21 protein-coding genes are annotated in these 17891 nt (G+C 61.6%); 15 read left to right on the forward strand and 6 right to left on the reverse strand.

Annotated features, from left to right (window positions below):
- Positions 1-5: 5 nt before the first annotated feature.
- The 4 genes from folK (at position 6) to PG898_RS19580 (ending at position 2641) form a co-directional block, all read left to right on the forward strand.
- Positions 6-503, forward strand: coding sequence for a 2-amino-4-hydroxy-6-hydroxymethyldihydropteridine diphosphokinase (gene folK / locus PG898_RS19565; RefSeq protein ID WP_270824905.1), 498 nt, complete (start codon positions 6-8; stop codon positions 501-503).
- An 18-nt stretch (positions 504-521) separates the two neighbouring features.
- Entirely contained in the window at positions 522-1316 is a 795-nt protein-coding gene (gene panB / locus PG898_RS19570; protein ID WP_270824904.1) for a 3-methyl-2-oxobutanoate hydroxymethyltransferase, read from the forward strand.
- A gap of 102 nt (positions 1317-1418) precedes the next feature.
- Positions 1419-2273 (forward strand): pantoate--beta-alanine ligase, encoded by an 855-nt coding sequence (gene panC, locus PG898_RS19575; protein WP_270824903.1) that lies wholly within the window; start codon positions 1419-1421, stop codon positions 2271-2273.
- A gap of 20 nt (positions 2274-2293) precedes the next feature.
- Entirely contained in the window at positions 2294-2641 is a 348-nt protein-coding gene (locus PG898_RS19580; protein ID WP_025328197.1) for a putative quinol monooxygenase, read from the forward strand.
- Between the two features lie 55 nt (positions 2642-2696).
- On the opposite strand, the gene PG898_RS19585 is transcribed toward PG898_RS19580, so the two are convergent.
- From PG898_RS19585 to hpt, 3 genes are all read right to left on the reverse strand, one after another.
- Positions 2697-3470 (reverse strand): ABC transporter permease, encoded by a 774-nt coding sequence (locus PG898_RS19585; RefSeq protein WP_041205064.1) that lies wholly within the window; start codon positions 3468-3470, stop codon positions 2697-2699.
- Entirely contained in the window at positions 3467-4384 is a 918-nt protein-coding gene (locus tag PG898_RS19590; RefSeq protein WP_005329031.1) for an ABC transporter ATP-binding protein, read from the reverse strand. Before PG898_RS19590 ends, PG898_RS19585 begins: the two co-directional genes overlap by 4 nt.
- A 112-nt stretch (positions 4385-4496) precedes the next feature.
- The gene (hpt, locus tag PG898_RS19595) at positions 4497-5027 is read right to left on the reverse strand and encodes a hypoxanthine phosphoribosyltransferase (RefSeq protein WP_041205063.1); all 531 of its coding nucleotides are present in this window, start codon (positions 5025-5027) and stop codon (positions 4497-4499) included.
- 201 nt (positions 5028-5228) lie between these two features.
- Between hpt and PG898_RS19600 the strand changes: the two genes are divergently transcribed.
- Positions 5229-5843, forward strand: coding sequence for a TetR/AcrR family transcriptional regulator (locus PG898_RS19600; protein WP_042648901.1), 615 nt, complete (start codon positions 5229-5231; stop codon positions 5841-5843).
- Positions 5844-5917: 74 nt separating this feature from the next.
- Here the strand turns inward: PG898_RS19600 and PG898_RS19605 are convergent, their stop codons facing one another.
- On the reverse strand, positions 5918-6529 hold the full coding sequence (locus PG898_RS19605; RefSeq protein ID WP_226170269.1) for a flavin prenyltransferase UbiX: 612 nt from the start codon (positions 6527-6529) through the stop codon (positions 5918-5920).
- On the reverse strand, positions 6526-7890 hold the full coding sequence (mpl, locus tag PG898_RS19610) for a UDP-N-acetylmuramate:L-alanyl-gamma-D-glutamyl-meso-diaminopimelate ligase (RefSeq protein ID WP_226170271.1): 1365 nt from the start codon (positions 7888-7890) through the stop codon (positions 6526-6528). The genes PG898_RS19605 and mpl overlap by 4 nt, the downstream gene beginning before the upstream one ends.
- Positions 7891-8125: 235 nt before the next feature.
- Here mpl and ppa point away from each other — a divergent pair, with 235 nt between their 5' ends.
- On the forward strand, positions 8126-8656 hold the full coding sequence (ppa, locus tag PG898_RS19615; protein WP_005329022.1) for an inorganic diphosphatase: 531 nt from the start codon (positions 8126-8128) through the stop codon (positions 8654-8656).
- 26 nt (positions 8657-8682) lie between these two features.
- On the opposite strand, the gene PG898_RS19620 is transcribed toward ppa, so the two are convergent.
- Positions 8683-9033, reverse strand: coding sequence for a hypothetical protein (locus PG898_RS19620; protein WP_182786371.1), 351 nt, complete (start codon positions 9031-9033; stop codon positions 8683-8685).
- Positions 9034-9156: 123 nt separating this feature from the next.
- Between PG898_RS19620 and PG898_RS19625 the strand changes: the two genes are divergently transcribed.
- The 9 genes from PG898_RS19625 (at position 9157) to PG898_RS19665 (ending at position 17130) form a co-directional block, all read left to right on the forward strand.
- Positions 9157-10035: a hypothetical protein gene (locus tag PG898_RS19625; RefSeq protein WP_041205060.1), complete on the forward strand. Its 879-nt coding sequence runs from the start codon at positions 9157-9159 to the stop codon at positions 10033-10035.
- Positions 10036-10254: 219 nt separating this feature from the next.
- The gene (locus PG898_RS19630) at positions 10255-10797 is read left to right on the forward strand and encodes a YtfJ family protein (RefSeq protein WP_043129681.1); all 543 of its coding nucleotides are present in this window, start codon (positions 10255-10257) and stop codon (positions 10795-10797) included.
- A 43-nt stretch (positions 10798-10840) separates the two neighbouring features.
- The gene (locus tag PG898_RS19635) at positions 10841-11131 is read left to right on the forward strand and encodes a hypothetical protein (RefSeq protein ID WP_333563620.1); all 291 of its coding nucleotides are present in this window, start codon (positions 10841-10843) and stop codon (positions 11129-11131) included.
- Positions 11132-11166: 35 nt separating this feature from the next.
- Positions 11167-11730 carry a DUF2796 domain-containing protein gene (locus PG898_RS19640; protein ID WP_270824901.1) on the forward strand — a complete coding sequence of 188 codons (564 nt, stop codon included), beginning with the start codon at positions 11167-11169 and terminating at the stop codon, positions 11728-11730.
- A 4-nt stretch (positions 11731-11734) separates the two neighbouring features.
- Complete coding sequence (locus PG898_RS19645; RefSeq protein WP_270824900.1) at positions 11735-12421, forward strand: ABC transporter ATP-binding protein; 687 nt, start codon at positions 11735-11737, stop codon at positions 12419-12421.
- A gap of 79 nt (positions 12422-12500) precedes the next feature.
- The gene (locus tag PG898_RS19650) at positions 12501-13748 is read left to right on the forward strand and encodes an ABC transporter permease (RefSeq protein ID WP_043129685.1); all 1248 of its coding nucleotides are present in this window, start codon (positions 12501-12503) and stop codon (positions 13746-13748) included.
- 35 nt (positions 13749-13783) lie between these two features.
- Complete coding sequence (locus tag PG898_RS19655) at positions 13784-14260, forward strand: DUF3299 domain-containing protein (RefSeq protein WP_043129686.1); 477 nt, start codon at positions 13784-13786, stop codon at positions 14258-14260.
- 133 nt (positions 14261-14393) lie between these two features.
- Positions 14394-15242, forward strand: a complete 849-nt coding sequence (locus PG898_RS19660; protein WP_005329005.1) for a TIGR03899 family protein — start codon at positions 14394-14396, stop codon at positions 15240-15242.
- Between the two features lie 259 nt (positions 15243-15501).
- Positions 15502-17130, forward strand: a complete 1629-nt coding sequence (locus tag PG898_RS19665; protein WP_270824899.1) for a methyl-accepting chemotaxis protein — start codon at positions 15502-15504, stop codon at positions 17128-17130.
- Positions 17131-17891: the final 761 nt, after the last annotated feature.

A 17891-nucleotide genomic window follows, 5' to 3' on the forward strand; every position in this document is an offset into this window, starting at 1 on the left:
ACCCGATGATCGAGGTCTTCGTTGCCATCGGATCCAACCTGGGCAATCCCGTTGCCCAGGCCAGACAAGCCGTCGCCGCCCTGGGCAGGCTGCCGGAATCCGCATTGCAACAGGCCTCGCAGCTTTACGGCAGCCGCCCCATGGGCCCTGCGGATCAGCCCGACTACGTCAATGCCGTGGTGCGGCTTCATACCCGGCTCAGCCCCCTGGCTTTGCTGGATCAACTGCAGAAAATCGAGCGGGAACAGGGACGTGTGCGCAAGGACGAGCGTTGGGGTCCAAGAACCCTGGATCTGGATCTGCTGCTGTACGGCGAGCAAGTCATCCAGCATGAACGCCTGATCGTTCCCCACTACGGCATGAAGGAGCGGGAGTTCGTCCTGCTGCCCCTTACCGAAATCGCCCCCGCCCTGGTGCTGCCCTGCGGCACCCCGCTCACCGAACTGGTTGCCCGCTGCCCGCGCAATGGTCTCGAGATCCTTGCCGATGCCACGGGTGAGTAGACGAGTAGGAGCAACGTAATGAGCAAGATCACCATCACCGACCTGCAGAAGATGAAGCAGGACGGACAAAAAATCACCGCCATCACCGCCTATGACGCCACCTTCGCCAAGCTGTTCGACGACGAAGGTGCCCAGGTGCTGCTCATCGGTGATTCCCTCGGCATGGTGCTGCAGGGAGGGGACGACACCCTGGCCGTCAGCATGGATGAGATGGTCTATCACACCCGCTGCGTGGTGCGCGGCACCAGCAAGGCGCTGGTGGTCACCGACATGCCGTTCATGAGCTATGCCACTCCCGAGCAGACCTATCAGAACGCCGCCCGGCTGATGGCCGCCGGCGCCCGCATGGTGAAGATGGAAGGGGGCGACTGGCTCTGCGAGAGCATTCGCCACCTGACCCGCAACGGCGTGCCAGTCTGTGGTCACCTCGGCCTCACCCCGCAATCCGTCCACGTGTTTGGCGGCTTCAAGGTGCAGGGGCGCGACGAGTTCCACGCCCAAGAGATTTACCGCCAGGCCCTCGAGCTGCAGGCAGCTGGCATCCAGCTGCTGGTGCTCGAATGCGTGCCGGTCGCCCTGGCCGAGCGCATCAGCAAGGCGCTGCGCATCCCTGTCATCGGCATAGGTGCGGGCCCGGCCACCGATGGCCAGATCCTGGTGATGCACGACGCCTTTGGCATCACCTCCGGCTATGTGCCCAGGTTCACCAAGAACTTCCTGGCCGAGACGGGTGACATGCGCGCCGCCATCCGCCTCTATGTGCAGCAGGTGAGCGAGGGTACCTTCCCCGGTCCCGAGCACTGCTTCAACTGATCCTGGCCTCATGAACCGCAACGGGGGCTAGGCCCCCGTTTCGCCTCCCTCTCTGGCCCTTTCAATTCTTGTTTCTTTGACCTATCCGAAGGTGAACTGTTGATGTTGGTTGTGAACAATCCTGCCGCTCTGCGTGAACAGATCGGCCAATGGCGCCGCGAAGGGCGCGCCATCGCATTCGTGCCCACCATGGGCAATCTGCACCAGGGCCATCTCACCCTGGTCGATGAGGCCCGCAGCCACGGTGAGAAGGTGGTCGTCAGCATCTTCGTCAACCCCTTGCAGTTCGACAAGGCCGAGGATCTCGCCAACTACCCGCGCACCCTGGAGCAGGATTGCGCCGCCCTCGAGGCCGCCGGCGTGGATCTGGTGTTCACCCCGACCCCGGAGCTGATGTATCCCCACGGGCTGGCAAGCCAGACCTTCGTCGAGGTGCCGGGCCTCTCCAGCCTGCTGGAAGGAGCGCTGCGCCCGGGGCACTTCCGCGGCGTCAGCACCGTCGTCACCAAGCTGTTCAACCTGGTGCAACCCGACGTGGCCTGCTTCGGCCAGAAGGATTACCAGCAGCTGGCGCTCATTCGCAAGATGGTGGCCGACATGGCCATGCCGGTCGAGATCGTCGGCGTGCCCACGGTGCGGGCCGAGGACGGGCTGGCCCTCTCCTCGCGCAACGGCTACCTGACTGCCGCCGAGCGGGCCCTGGCCCCCGAGCTCGCGCGCACCATGAACTGGATAGCCGAACAGATAGAGGCGGGGAGCCATCACCTGCCCTCCCTGGTGGCCCAGGCCAGCCAGCGTCTCGACAACGCCGGATTCAGGACGGACGCCATCGACATCGTCGACGCCGACACCCTCGAATCATCCAGCGCCGCCAGCAAGCGGCTGGTGATCCTGATGGCCGCGTATCTGGGCAAGGCCCGCCTTATCGACAATCGTGTCGTCACCCTTCAGGGTTGAGACACGGCAAGGAGACAAAGATGTCCAAGAAGGTTTATTGCATCGCCCAGTTCCTGCCCAAGCCGGGCAAGGAGCAGGCCCTGTTCCAGGTGTTGCAGGGGCTGGAGCCCAACACTCTGCGCGAAGATGGCTGCCTGCAGTACAGAGTCACCCGCCACATTGCCAGCCCGTTTGCCGAGGGGGAGAGCTTCCCCATCGTCTTCAACGAGATCTGGCAAGACATGGCCAGCTTCGAGGCGCACTGCCAGCGTGCGGAGATCAAGGCCTTCTTCGAGCGTTACTGCCTCGCCGAGGACGGCCTGGCGGCCAAGTGGAACGTCTGCGTCTACAGCGACGAGCCGGCGGACTATGACGCCCCTGCCCTTTGAGGCAAACCTGGAACAAAAAAAGGCGCCTTTCGGCGCCTTTTTCATGGGTAAAACCTCAGTGCCGCAGCCCGGTGCCGCGGGAGATGAGCCACCAGGCCAGCCCGTAGAGGGCGACGATGAAGCCGATGATGATGAGGTAGGCGGTGCCGAGCGGCACGTCGGAGATACCGAGGAAGCCGTAGCGGAACGCATTCACCATGTAGATGATGGGGTTCACCTGGGAGACTCCCTGCCAGAACGGCGGCAGCAGGCTGATGGAGTAGAAGACTCCCCCCAGATAGGTGAGCGGCGTCAGGATGAAGGTCGGGATGATGCTGATGTCATCGAACGACTTCGCGAACACGGCGTTGATCAGCCCCCCCAGGGAGAACAGGATCGAGGTCAGCAGCACGGTGAAGCAGACGCTGAACAGATGGTGGATCTGCAGCGGCACGAAGAACAGCGACACCAGAGTGACGATGAGGCCGACACAGAGGCCCCGGGCCACGCCGCCGCCCACATAACCGGCGATGATGATGTAGTTCGGTACCGGCGCCACCAGCAGCTCCTCCACGTTGCGTTGGAACTTGGCGCTGTAGAAGGAGGAGGCGACGTTGGAGTAGGAGTTGGTGATGACCGACATCATGATGAGACCGGGCACGATGAATTCCATGTAGCTGAAGCCCCCCATCTCACCGATGCGTGACCCGATGAGGTTGCCGAAGATGACGAAGTAGAGGCTCATGGTGATGGCCGGCGGCACCAGGGTCTGGATCCAGATCCGGGTAAAGCGGCTCACTTCCTTGGCCAGTATGCTCTTGAAGGCGATGTAATAGGTCATGGGATTCATGCTTTGCGACCCTCCTCTACCAGGTTGACGAACAGCTCTTCCAGCCGGTTTGCCTTGTTGCGCATGCTCAGCACCTTCACCCCCTGGGCGGAGAGCTGCTCGAACAAGCTGTTGAGGGACTGGCTCTTGTCCAGCTCCACCTCCAGGGTGTGCTCATCCTGCATGCGGCCGTTGAACTCGGGCAGGGTCGGTACGGCAGAGCCTGGCACCAGATCCAGCAGGAAGGTCTCCCGCCCCAGCTTGCCGAGCAGGCTCTTCATGCTGGTGTTCTCGATGAGGCGCCCCTTGTCGATGATGCCGATGTTGCGGCACAGCATCTCCGCCTCTTCCAGGTAGTGGGTGGTGAGTATGATGGTGACACCCTGCTCGTTCAGATCCTTGAGGAAACTCCACATGGAGCGACGGATCTCGATGTCCACCCCGGCAGTCGGTTCATCCAGGATCAACAGCCTGGGCTCGTGCATCAGGGCACGGGCTATCATCAACCGGCGCTTCATGCCGCCGGAGAGGGTGCGAGCCGCCATGTCGCGCTTGTCCCACAGATCGAGCTGACGCAGGTATTTCTCGGCGCGCACCTTGGCCTCGGCCCTTGGCACGCCGTAGAAACCGGCCTGGTGAGTCACTATCTGGCTCACCTTCTCGAACATGCTGAAGTTGAACTCCTGGGGCACCAGGCCGAGCTGGGCCTTGGCCAGCTCCAGATCGGTATCGATGTCATGACCGAACACCTTGACCTTGCCGGCACTCTTGTTCACCAGCGAGCTGATCACGCCGATGGTGGTGGACTTGCCCGCCCCGTTCGGGCCGAGCAGAGCGAAGAAATCTCCCTGCTTGACGGTGAGATCTATGCCCTTGAGGGCTTCGACGCCCCCCTGATAGGTCTTCTTCAGACCGCTGATTTCCAATGCGTTCATTGCAACCCCTGTGATGGATGAGCCCATCTCGAGACAGAAAAGGCGGCTTTAGCGCCGCCTGAAGACAGTCGATGGCGGGCGGCCAAGCTGCCCTGCCACGTCCGAGCCTTGCTTACTCTTGCGGAACTACCTTGCCGATGAAGGGCAGATTACGGTACTTCTGGGCGTAGTCGATACCACAGCCCACCACGAACTCGTCCGGGATGGCGAAGCCAATCCAGTCTACCGGCACCTGGACCTCACGGCGGGACGGCTTGTCCAGCAGGGTGCAGATCGCCAGGGACTTTGGTTCGCGCAGGGAGAGGATCTCGCGCACCTTGTTGAGGGTGTAGCCGGTATCGATGATGTCCTCGACGATCACCACGTCCTTGCCTTTGATGTCGTCATCCAGATCCTTGAGGATGCGCACGTCACGGGTGCTGTGCATGCCGGAGCCATAGCTGGAGGCAGTCATAAAATCCAGGGTGATGGGCAGCTGGCACTGACGGCAGAGATCGGCCAGGAAGACGCAGGAACCGCGCAAGAGGCCAATCATCACGACTTCATCGGAGCCCTGGTAACGGGCGGTGATCTCTTCACCCAGTTTGGCGATCCGGGCGGCGACCTCGGCCTCGGAGATCATCACCTCGACGTTGTGTTTCATCACATACTCCAATAATGGCCAAAGGGTTATTGGCCGTTCATTAACATCAAAACCGATGATTCTACCACTCCAACCGGAAGGCGTCAGGCATACGTGATGCTTTTATCGGCTTATTTTAATTGATAGAGTTAGCAAGCCTTCGGGCATTATCGGTGACAATACTATAAACACCATAATCAATAACTATTAGATGAAAAAACTATGGAACCACGCGCAGAAATAAGACGTCGGACCCGGCTGTCGCCGGAGGCTCGTCGTGATCAATTGATGGAATGTGCCATCGAGGTATTTTCCCGTCGTGGCATTGGCCGCGCGGGACATGCCGAAATTGCCGAGCAGGCCAAAGTCTCGGTTGCCACCGTCTTCAATTATTTCAACACCCGTGAAGATCTGGTCGATGAAGTGCTGACCGAAATTGAAGGCTTTGTACAGCAGATCCTCGAGCAGGCTTATAACGGGCAGGGCTCGGTCAGGGACAGCATCCACCGCCATGTGAAGCTGTTCGTTGACGCCGCCTACGACAAACCGGACCACGCCAGTATCTGGCTGGAATGGAGTTCATCGGTACGGGAAGAGGTCTGGCCCCGTTACACCCGCCTGCTGGACAAGGCGTTGGAGCGCATCGCCCCCCACCTGCAAGCGGCTATGGACAGCGGCGAGATCCAGAGCGTGCTGTCGGCGCAGGATTTGGCCCGCTCCCTGACCGGATTTGGCTACGTCATGATGCAGATGATCAATCAGCCACAGCGCCCAAGCCGGGAAGAAGTGACCGATTTCCTGTTCAAGTACGTGACGGCCCCCCTTCAGGTGGCCTGATCCTCTTGCCAATAAAAACGGCGCCGACTGTTCAGGTCGGCGCCGTTTTTTTGTCTGTCTTCCACCTCGCTGACTCAGTGCTTGGCATAGCCCCAGCGGCGGGTCAGCTCGTGTTCGACGCCCAGATGATCCAGGATCCGCGCCACCATGAAGTCCACCAGATCCTCGATGCTCTTCGGCTCATGGTAGAACCCCGGCGCGGCGGGCATGATGGTCACCCCGAGCCGCGCCAGTTTCAGCATGTTCTCCAGATGGATCGCCGAGAAGGGGCTCTCGCGGGGTACCAGAATGAGCTGGCCGCGCTCCTTGATCACCACATCCGCCGCCCGCTCCAGCAGGTTGTCGGAGGTACCGTTGGCAATGGCCGAGACGGTGCCCATTGAGCAGGGGCAGACCACCATCTGCTTGGGCGCCGCCGAGCCGGAGGCCACCGGCGAGAACCACTCCTCCTTGCCGCAGGCGACGATCTGCCCATCAATGGCGCCGTACTGGCGACAGAGATAGGCGGAGAGCTCTTTCGGCGAGCCTGGCCACTCCTGCTGCTGCTCGGTCTTGAGCACCACCCGGGCGGCCGAGGAGGCGAGCAGGTAGACCCGGTAGTCCGCCTGCACCAGACACTGCAGCAGGCGCAGGGCGTAGGGGGCACCGGAGGCGCCGGTCAGCGCCAGGGTGATCTGCTTGTTCATGATGTGCCTTGCTTGAGGCGGGCGATCAGCTTGTCGTGAATGCCACCGAAGCCGCCGTTGCTCATGATCAGAATATGATCCCCCGCGCGGCTCTCGGCCACCAGGGCGCCGATCAGGAGCTCCAGATCGTCAAACACCTGCGCCGGACGGCTCATGTGGGCGGTCACCTCGCCGAGATCCCAGCCGATGTTCGACGGCTGGAAGAAGAACACCTCGTCAGCGCCATCGAAGCAGCCGGCCAGCTCCCCCTTGTGTACCCCCAGCTTCATGGTGTTGGAGCGCGGCTCCAGCACCGCCAGGATGCGGGCCTGACCCACCTTGGCGCGCAGGCCGCCGAGGGTGGTCTCGATGGCGGTGGGGTGGTGGGCGAAGTCGTCATAGACGCTGATGCCTGCCACCTCGCCCTTGAGTTCCATCCGCCGCTTGGGGGACTTGAACTGGCAGAGGGCGGCTATGCCGTGCTCCACCATGACACCGGCATGGCGGGCGGCAGCGATGGCCATCAGACCGTTGTTGACGTTGTGCTCGCCGATGCACTCCCAGTGCACCTCCCCCTGCTTGACGCCATCCAGCCACACCTCGAAGGCGGAGCCGTCGTCGGTCAGCTTGACCGCCTTCCACTTGGCGTCGTCCTGACCCACCAGCTCCACCTCGCTCCAGCAGCCCATTTTGCGCACGGCGGTGAGGTTGTCATCGGCCTGGGGGAACAGCACCCGGCCGTTGCTCGGCACGGTACGCATCAGGTGATGGAACTGGCGCTGGATGGCGGCGAGATCCGGGAAAATATCCGCGTGGTCGAACTCCAGGTTGTTCATCACCAGGGTACGCGGGTGGTAGTGAACGAACTTGGAGCGCTTGTCGAAGAAGGCGCAATCATACTCGTCCGCCTCGATGACGAAGAAGGGGGCGGAGCCCAGACGAGCGGAAACCGGGAAGTTGCCGGGCACACCGCCGATGAGGAAACCGGGCTCGAGTTTGGCATATTCCAGTACCCAGGCCAGCATGCTGGCGGTGGTGGTCTTGCCATGGGTGCCCGCGACGGCCAGTACCCAGCGATCCTGCAACACGTGTTCCAGCAGCCACTGGGGGCCAGAGATATAGGGCAGGTTGCGATCCAGCACATACTCCACACAAGGGTTGCCACGGCTCATGGCATTGCCGATCACCACCAGATCCGGCGCCGGATCGAGCTGGGACGGATCATAGCCCTCGGTCAACTCGATGCCTTGCTGCTCGAGCTGGGTGCTCATGGGGGGATAGACGTTGGCATCGGAGCCGGTGACTCGATAACCCAGCTGTTTTGCCAACACCGCCAGACCACCCATAAAGGTGCCGCAGATCCCGAGAATGTGAATATGCATACCGCTTCCTTTCGCAGTAAAGGGAAGTGCGCATTCTAGGGTCTGTTGACCCGGTGGCACAAGCCGCGACCATGGCAAGAGCGCTGTCGAGTCCGGCAAGGCGACAGAAATCGGACGGCACCAGGTTGCACGGCATCCGCCAGCACACTCCCCTGCCCGCGAAATATGGTCATTTGACGGGACATCGCTATAATGTCGGCCTGCAAACTTGACTCCAACACGCAAAGGAAACGTCATGAGCCTGAACCTGGTACCGGCTGGCAAGAGCCTGCCTGACGACATCTACGTCATCATCGAAATCCCGCAGAATGCCGACCCGATCAAATACGAAGTCGACAAGGACAGCGGTGCCATCTTCGTTGATCGCTTCATGTCCACCCCGATGTTCTACCCGTGCAACTACGGTTACGTGAACGCCACCCTGTCCCTGGACGGTGACCCCGTCGACGTGCTGGTGCCGACTCCCTACCCGCTGCTGGCCGGCTCCGTCATTCGCTGCCGTCCGGTTGGCGTGCTGAAGATGACCGACGAATCTGGCGAAGATGCCAAGATCGTGGCCGTTCCCCACTCCAAGCTGACCAAGCAGTACGATCACATCCAGGATGTGAACGATCTGCCCGAGCTGCTGAAAGCCCAGATCCAGCACTTCTTCGAGCGTTACAAAGAGCTGGAAGCTGGCAAGTGGGTCAAGGTGGAAGGGTGGGGCGACAAGGCTGCTGCCGAAGCCGAAATCCTGACTTCTGCCGAGCGTTACGCTGCCAAGTAAGCGTCTCTCTCGCAAAAAAAGGCGCCTTATGGCGCCTTTTTTATTGGCCGTTGCGGGGGCTGGTCTGGCGGATCCCCCTGGATATAGAGATCGCGCCCGTCCTGTCGATAGGGGCGGTAATAGTTGTCACCACAGCGATATTCCTGCCCGGCGCCCCCCACCAGATCGCAGTTGACCGGCAGCACCTCCAGCCACTTGATGGCCTGCTGGAACCGCAGCCACTCCTGCCATTCATGCTCTCGCGCCAGTTGATCCCGCAGGGCAAAGGTATCCGCCGTGGACATGCCCTGATTGACGATCACCTGGCCCGCCAGTGTCGGCAACGAGAGCAGCATCAGCAAAAACAATGAAACAGGCTTCATGGTTATTTCCGACATGACTTATTTCCCTGACTAAATTTACCGCTGGATCAGATAATTACCAATATCGTCATCACTAAACCAATCCAAATCCCGTCGGCTCACCTAGTTGTTTAGTATCACCCAGGCAGGATGCACACCATGAAACTGGCACAATGCCTGCTGTGGAGTCTACTCTTCGGCTCTGCTGCAGTGGCCAATGAGGTCAACATGAGCTGGCAGTGGCAATCCGCCGACGGCCAGCGCAAGCACCTGCAACTGACCACGGACGAGCGCGTCCTCTCTGCCAGCCGCCACGAGATGACGCAGCTCGATACCGCACTCAACTACCCGCTGGAGACCCTCTACTCCTACATCAGCCCCCGGCTCTACAACAGCATCAACCAGATCAACCACTACAGTCCCGAGACAGCCACCAAGTTTCGTGACCTGGAGCAGGCCTTTACCCTGCACGACAGCAGCCTCGAGTCCATCCAGTTCTGGCAAGCCTACCAGCAATACCAGGAGGATGCCTTCTACGAGATGCGGGTCTTGCCCTGCGTACACCCGGCCAATCGCAAGCTGCCCTGCGTGAGGCCCAACTACTCTCAGCTGTTCTACCAGTTCAAGGGGGATCTCAAACCCCTGGCAAGGCAATTTTCGGCCAAGGATCTGGCCACCAGCGTCAACCTGCTGCAGGAGTGGTTAAGCGGCATCCCCACCCCGTCCGAGCAGATGGATCACTTCGCTCCTCCCTTGCAGGCCCTGCAAGAAAACAAGGCTGACAGTGACGAGAAGGCGCTGCTGATGGCGAGCCTCCTGGCCGAGTTGGCACCGCAATACAACCTCAGCATCATCTATCCGGACATCAGCATCGGCAGCGTCTCGCCAGCCTGGCTTGCCATCACGGCCGACAGCGGGCTGGAAGGGGATACCCTGGTGATCGGCAACCAGCGCCACGTGCTGCTGACCGGCTCCCCCCTGCTGGCTCAGCAGATGACCATGGCCCAGATCCCCCTGATCAGCGAACCGCTCTATTGAGTCCACTGCCCCAGCACATAGGCAATCAGTTGATTTTTATCGGCCTAATGCCATCCTTGCCGCCGTCATTCGCAGGTTCAAGGCAGATTGATTCTGCGACCGGATAAATCCTCGCGTTTATTTAACACTTTTTAAACAGATCCGATCAGTTTAGGATGTTCAGGGTCCCATTCCCTCGATCCCAAAATCGTTATAACATCACAAAGGAGTGTCATACGGATGAAACATCTCGTACTTACCCTGGCGCTGCTGCCAACCCTGGTTCTGGCCCACAACATCAAGGAGTCGGCCCAGGTACCGCTGGTCAACATCGGCGACAAGGGTGAGCTTGTGCTGAAGGATAAAGAGGTCAGCTATCAGCCCTGGCAAAGCAAGGTACTGACCGGCAAAGTCTTTCTGATACAGCATATCGCGGGTCGCTCCAGCGCCAAGGAGCTGAACGCCCCCATGATCGAGGCAATCAAGGCGGCCAAGCTGCCCCATGACAAGTACCAGACGGTCACCATCATCAACAGCAATGACGCCATCTGGGGCACCTCCGGCTTTGTGAAGAGCAGCGCCGAAGACAGCAAGAAAGAGTTTCCCTGGTCCGCCATGGTGCTGGATGCCAAGGGCATGGCCCGCAACGCCTGGGATCTGGCGCCGGAAAGTTCGGCCATCATAGTGCTGGATAAAGAGGGCAAGGTGCTGTTTGCCAAAGATGGCCAGCTCGCTGCCACCGAGATAACCAAGGTGATGGGGCTCATTCAGTCCCATCTCTGAATCAGAGAGAAGGGCGCTGATGGCGCCCTTTCCATAAGGGTCTATGGGTCGTACCACGTTGACAATCTGGATGTTGCTGCTGGGCTGGTTGTGGATGCAACCGGCGCTGGCACAGCATCCGCTTGAAGCCGACCTGCCCGAACATAACCATGCCTGCACCCTCTGCGCCCTGCATCTGGATGGCAAGCTGGCACTCACCCCGACCCCCCTTGTCCCGACCCAGCCCTCTGTCATCGACCTGTTTATCGACACCACCTTGCCAACCGTCACCACCACGACGTCAGGCCATAGCCGCATCAGAGCCCCGCCATACCTTCATCGTTCCTTCCGTTGAATCAGTTTCTTATCAATTTTTCAAAAGGATTAACGATGAAAGCAGTCACCCTGTTGCTGGCCGCAGCCGCCTTCGGCGCCCAGGCAAATCACGACGAACACGAGAGCCACAGCCATGGTGCCCACGAGCACGGCCATGGCCACCTCAATCTGGTGGTGGATGGCAACCAGCTGATGATCGAGCTGCAGGCCCCCGCAGCCGACCTCGTGGGCTTCGAACACGCCGCCAGGAGCGATGAAGAGAAGGCGCAACACGCCAGGGCCGTGGCCCGCCTCCAGCAACCCGACACCCTGTTTCGCCTCGACCCGGCCGCCGGCTGCAAGCTGACCCAGCAGGAGTTGCAAGCCGCCAAAGAGGATCACGACCATGAGCATGACAAGGCTGCCAGCGAGCATGATGAGCACCACGATGAGGCGGGCCATGCGGACCTGGGGGCCATGTATACCTACACCTGCGCCACCCCGGCCAAACTCAATGGTCTTGAAGCCACCCTGTTTGCCGTCTATCCGAGCCTGGAGAAGCTGAGCGTGCAGGGGATCCTGCCCACCGGCCAGACTGCGGCCGAGCTGACCCCGTCCGCCAACAAGCTGAGCTGGTAACGCCATGAAAAACGCCGTGGTTGAGATCTGCGATCTGGCCTTTGCCTGGCCAGGTGGCGACGCTGTACTCGATCTGCCCGCCCTGCGCATCCGCGAGGGGGAACGGGTGTTTATCAAGGGCCCGTCGGGCTGTGGCAAATCCACCCTGCTCGGCTTGCTTGCCGGGATCCAGACCGCCAACCACGGCACCCTGGAGGTGCTGGGCCAACCATTGGCCCGGCTTTCCGGCCGCGCCCGTGACCAGTTCCGGGCGGCCAATCTGGGGTACATCTTCCAGCAGTTCAATCTGCTGCCGTTTCTATCGGTGCAGGACAACGTCACCGCAGCCCTCACCTTCTCGCCCGCCAAGCGGGCCCGCCTGAAAGGAAGTCCGGAACAGGAGGCGCGCCGCCTGTTGGCTGAGCTGCAACTGCCGGATGAGGCGCTGCATCGCCCCGTTCACGCCCTCAGCATCGGCCAGCAACAGCGGGTCGCCGCCGCCCGGGCGCTGATCGGCTCGCCGCCGCTGGTGATCGCGGACGAACCCACCTCGGCCCTGGATACCGACAACAGAGCCGCCTTCATCAAGCTGCTCTTCGAGGAGTGCGACAAGCAGGGCTCGACCCTGATCTTCGTCAGCCACGACCCCTATCTGGAGCCCCTCTTCCCACGGGTAGAGAACCTGCAACTGCTCAACCGGAGGGTCGCATGATGAACACCGCAGATAAGAGCCTCTGCCCGGCCATGCCGGGAAGCCATGACCTCCTCTTCCCCCTGGGCTGGAGGAGCATATGCTGAAACTCGCTCTGCAAAGCCTCTGGGCCCGTCGCCTCACCGCCGGACTTACCCTGCTCGCCGTCGCCATCAGCGTCACCCTGCTGCTCGGGGTGGAGCGGGTGCGCAGCCAGGCGCGCGAGAGCTTCTCCAACACCGTCTCGGGTACCGACCTCATCGTCGGCGCCCGCTCCGGTCAGGTGAACCTGCTGCTCTACTCGGTGTTTCGCATCGGCAACCCCACCAACAACGTGGGTTGGGACTCCTACCAGGCCATCAAGACAAAGCCTGGCGTCGCCTGGACCATCCCCTTGTCACTCGGTGACTCCCACAAGGGGTTCAGGGTGCTCGGCACCAACGGCGACTACTTCACCCATCTGAAGTACGGCCAGCAGCAGTCGTTGCAACTGCGCGAGGGACGCCCGTTCGAGACGCCATTCGAGGCGGTGCTCGGCGCCCAGGTGGCACAGAAGCTGGGTTACAAACTGGACCAGCCCATCGTCATCGCCCACGGCGCCGGCAACACCTCGTTCAGCCAGCACGACAACCTGCCGTTCAAGGTGGTGGGGATACTGGCACCGACCGGTACGCCCATCGATCGCACCATCCATGTGCCGCTGGCGGGAATAGAGGCTATCCACCTTGGTTGGGACACCGGCCGTCACAGCAAGAACGTCACCCCGGAACAGGCGCTGGCACTGGATCTCACCCCGAAAACCATCACCGCCTTTATGGTGGGCCTGAGCAACCGCATTCTGGCGTTCCAGCTGCAGCGGGGCATCAACACCTACCCCAGGGAGCCGCTGATGGCCATCCTGCCCGGGGCCGCCTTGCAGGAACTGTGGAGCCTGATGAGCGTGGCGGAGACGGCGCTGTCGGTCATCGCGGGCTTCGTGGTGGTGGCGGGCCTCATCGGCATGCTGACGACCTTGCTGGCGGGGCTCAACGAGCGGCGCCGCGAGCTCGCCATATTGAGATCCCTGGGTGCAGGCCCGGCCCACCTGTTCCTGCTGCTGGCGCTGGAGGCGATGGCGCTGACCACCCTCGGCATCGCCCTCGGGGTAGCCGTGCTCTATCTCGGCCAGGGGCTTGCCACCCCCTGGCTGCTCAGCCACTATGGCCTGCAATTGAGCCTGGGGCTGCCGAACGCCTATGAGTGGCAGTTGCTGGGGCTGGTGTGGCTGGCGGGCATGGTGATCGGTCTGCTCCCCGCAGCCCGCGCTTATCGTTACAGCCTGAGTGATGGCATGAGCATTCGCATCTAGCGACATGCTCGCATAAAAAATTGAGAGAAGGACAGATGATGAAGTGGAAGATAGTGGCGCTGCTGGCCAGCCTGCTGGTGCTGCCTGCCATGGCCGCCGATTACAAGACCATCGACTGGGATGTGCTCATTCCTGAAGGTGAGAAGCTGCTGCCCCCGCCCCAGGTGAGCCACGACGGCGACCTTTCCTCGGTGCCACAGCCGGTGGGGGGCGTCAACAAGAAGCTGGACAATCAGGAGGTGCGGATCCCCGGCTTCGTGGTGCCGCTGGAGGGGGATGCCAAGACCATCACAGCCTTCCTGCTGGTGCCCTACTTCGGCGCCTGCATCCACGTGCCGCCGCCCCCCACCAACCAGGTGATCTACGTGAGCTATCCCAAGGGAGCACCGGTGGACGATCTCTGGGACGCCATCTGGGTCAAGGGCAAGATGCACACCGTCAGCTCCAGTCACGAGATGGCCACCGCCTCCTACTCCATGGAGGCGGTCGAGGTCAGCGTCTACGAAGAGTAAGCCATGCCGATGGCCTCCTGCGGGAGGCCATTTTTTTATCCTGAACCCCATGACGCCGTGCCCGCCTGAGGGATTGTTCATGGGCCCGGTTGGAGTAACATTCAACACCAGACCCTGCGATCACGGAGCCAGCATGGCTGACCTGCCCCCCAAGAAAGAGAGTGCCATCCTGAGCAGCCAGGAGCAGACCCTGCGCCTGGCCCGCAGTCGCGGCATAGACGGCATGCTGACCCGCAACAGCGACAGCACCTTCGAACAGCGCGCCACCTTCCGCCATCTGGCGGATCAGGCCGCCCGCCAGCGCAACCTGGAAGCCATCATGGTAATGGCCGCCCGCCACTGCGAAGAGACGGCGGCCGGCGGCGAGATGGACAGCGACTGGCTGACCCGCTTCCTGCAACTGGCCGAAGACATCAGCATGGTGCCCATGCAGCAACTGTGGGGGCGGATTTTCGCCCTGGAGGTCGCGACCCCCGGTCGCTTCTCCATCCGTGCCCTCAACACCCTCAAGGAGATGACCCAGCGCGAAGCCCAGCTGTTCCAGCGGATCTGTGCCCTCTCCTGTCACTACGAGGGCAGCGACGAGCAACGCCTGCTGCTGGGCATGCACAAGGGGGCCGGCCTGCTCAGCCGCGCCAGGGTCACCCGCATGGGGCTTGGCAAATACCGGGTTCCCTACAGCGCCCTGTTGCTGCTGTGTGATCTCGGCCTGCTGCACAAGGGGGAGCTCGAATCCGGCCCCCTGCCTGCGGACGGGGTCGAGCTGGCCTTCGGCAATCAGCGCTGGCGCCTGCGCCAGCGCCAGAGCAACCTCACCCTGCTCTATTACCGTCTCACCCCCATCGGCAACGAACTTGCCCTGCTGCTGGAAGAGCCGCCCCTGGAGGAGTACCTGCAGGACTTGAAGACCCTGCTCTCCACCCACCTGCAGATAGAGACTCTGATGCTGGCCCCGGCCGGCGAGCCTGATCTCCCCAGCTGATCCCGGCGGGGCACCGGCCCCGCCTTGCTAAATTGCGAAACCCGTCACGCCGTTGCCAAAACGGCTCCCAAAAAGCGAATCGATTCAGCAGGTGGAGACGCTGGCCCGGATCGTTCTCGTCCATCCCCGGGTTTTGGGCAAACAAGATGCATTTTGCACGCAATTTAAGCGTGTCCTGGCACTCTGGTGCACGGCTTGCAATGGGACTACTAGTCCCAAGTTGTCGGGACTCATCATCCCGCCACAGTCGGAAGCCGCCATGAGAGTCAACCAGCCCGTTACCCAGCGTGAACGCCTCTACCCGGCGCACCAGAACCTGATCTCCACCACGGATCTTGAGAGCCGCATCACCTATGCCAACGACGAGTTCTGCCAGATAGCGGGCTTCACCCTGGAGGAGCTGCAGGGATCACCGCACAACCTGGTGCGCCACCCCGACATGCCGCCCCAGGCCTTCGCCGACATGTGGACCCACCTGCGCCAGAAGAAGAGCTGGATGGGCCCGGTCAAGAACCGCTGCAAGAACGGCGATCACTACTGGGTCAATGCCTTCGTGACCCCCATCCAGGATGCGAGCGGCAAGGTGGTGGAGTACCAGTCGGTGCGCACGGCGCCGGATGACGCAGTGAAGCAGCGATCGGAGCGGGTCTATGAGGAGATGCAGAGCGGCAAGACACCGCGGGCCCTGCGCCTGCCCCCCTTCTCCCACACGCTCGCGCTCACTCTCTGCCTGCTGCCTTGTCTGGCGGCTCTGGTGGCTCTGGGCTATCAGCACGGCCCTGGCTGGCCCCTTCTGCTCGGCGCCCTCTCCCTGATGCTGGCGCTCGCCATCAACCAGACCCTCTCTCGCCGCCTCGCGCGGCTGGATACCTTGGCCCGCAGCCGCTTCGACAACCCCTTGATGCAGCTGCTCTACACCGGCCGGGTCGATCGCCTCGCCGCCGTCGAGCTCGCCATGCAGATGAATCAGGCCGAGTTCAATGCGGTGCTGGCCCGCACCCAGCAGACCTGCCAGCAGATCCTGACATCCGCCCAGACGGATCTGCACAACGCCGAGACCATCACCGACAACCTGCAGCAACAGCAGGCCCAGACCAACCAGGTGGCGACCGCCATCACCCAGATGGCGGAGTCCATCCGCGAGGTCTCCCACAGCTCGACCGCCGCCTCCGATCGACTGGACGAGACCGCCGATCTGTTCAGGGAGGGCAACCGCAGCGTGCGGGAGACACTGGTCGAGGTGGGGGGGATGCACAGCGAGCTGATCGCCTCCCGCGCCGTGATAGAGGCGCTGGCCAGCCAGTGCCGGGCCATCGACGGTATCCTGGACGTCATCAACAACATCGCCAACCAGACCAACCTGCTGGCCCTCAACGCCGCCATCGAGGCCGCCCGGGCCGGCGAGGCGGGTCGCGGCTTCTCGGTGGTGGCGGACGAGATCCGCACCCTGGCCATCAAGACCCAATCCTCCACCGGCGAGATCCAGAAGATGATCACCCTGCTGCAGGGCAGCGCCGGGGATGCGGAACAGGCGATGGAGAAGGGAGAGCAGCGCTCCGCCATCTGCCGGCTCAAGGCCGCCGCCACCGGGGACGTGCTGCAACAGATAAGCGATCGCCTGCTGCAGGTGGCCTCCGGCAGCAGCCAGATAGCCCAGGCGGTGCAGGAGCAGTCCCAGGTCACCGCCGACATCGACCGCAGCGTGCTCAGCATCAAGACCCTGGCCGACGACTCCAGCCAGGGCAGCCGCCACGCCGTGCAGGGCATCATTCAGCTGGTGCGCCAACTCGGCGAACTGGAGCGGCTGGTGCGCCAGTTCCAGCAGCATCCCGCCGCCCAGCCAACCAGCTCGCCCCTGACCAGCGGCCAACCCCTGCTGGCCCGATGAGCCCTCACGGAGCAAACCAGACCCAAAGACCGTGCGCTAATACAAAAAAACATGGGCCCCTGTCGTCACCGGCAGCGGGCCCAATTATCTCTGGTGGAAATACGAGTCTGACCGGGTTGCCCTCGCCTGGACTAGCGCCCGGGCAAGATAATGCGTTGCGAATCCGCCCGCGCAGCCACCTGCCTGCCCTGCCGCGCTGACCATTGCGGCTATGCAGCATGGCGCTCCGCAGAGCTGATCATCCTGGTTCACTCCCACCCCCATACGCCGTGAGCGTTGGGCGTGAAAAAGAGCAGAGCCTTGAGATCCTTCTTATCCAGCATGCCGTTGCCCCCCCCGCTGCCCCTTCAATTTATTGATCTTGCCCGAGAAATCACCCTCTCCCCCTTCCTTCATCAGCTCCGTTCGGTAACATGACCATCAGCCCCCCCCCCTCTCGTCGGAGTCAGCAATGAACCAGACCAGAGCAAAAGCGCAGGTAAAAAGCAGCAGGCTGAAAGCTGTGATTCAGGGCGGTAGCTTTGCCAACGCTCTCCACAGCCAACTCCCTTACTGTTTCTTTATTTGGTGGTAATTGTTGCGCTAGAAGAGGACGTCAAGCGAACACACTCAGCTTCCGAGATTGGCTGGTAGCGCATTGATTTTAAATTTACTTTACATACCGATTATCAGTGCAAAAAGGTGTTAGGGAAGGTGCGAACAAGTCCCTGATATGAGATCATGTTTGTCATCTGGAGCCATGAAAAAGGGTTCATCATGAG

Source organism: Aeromonas sp. QDB31, assembly GCF_027707605.1.
GTDB lineage: Bacteria > Pseudomonadota > Gammaproteobacteria > Enterobacterales > Aeromonadaceae > Aeromonas > Aeromonas media.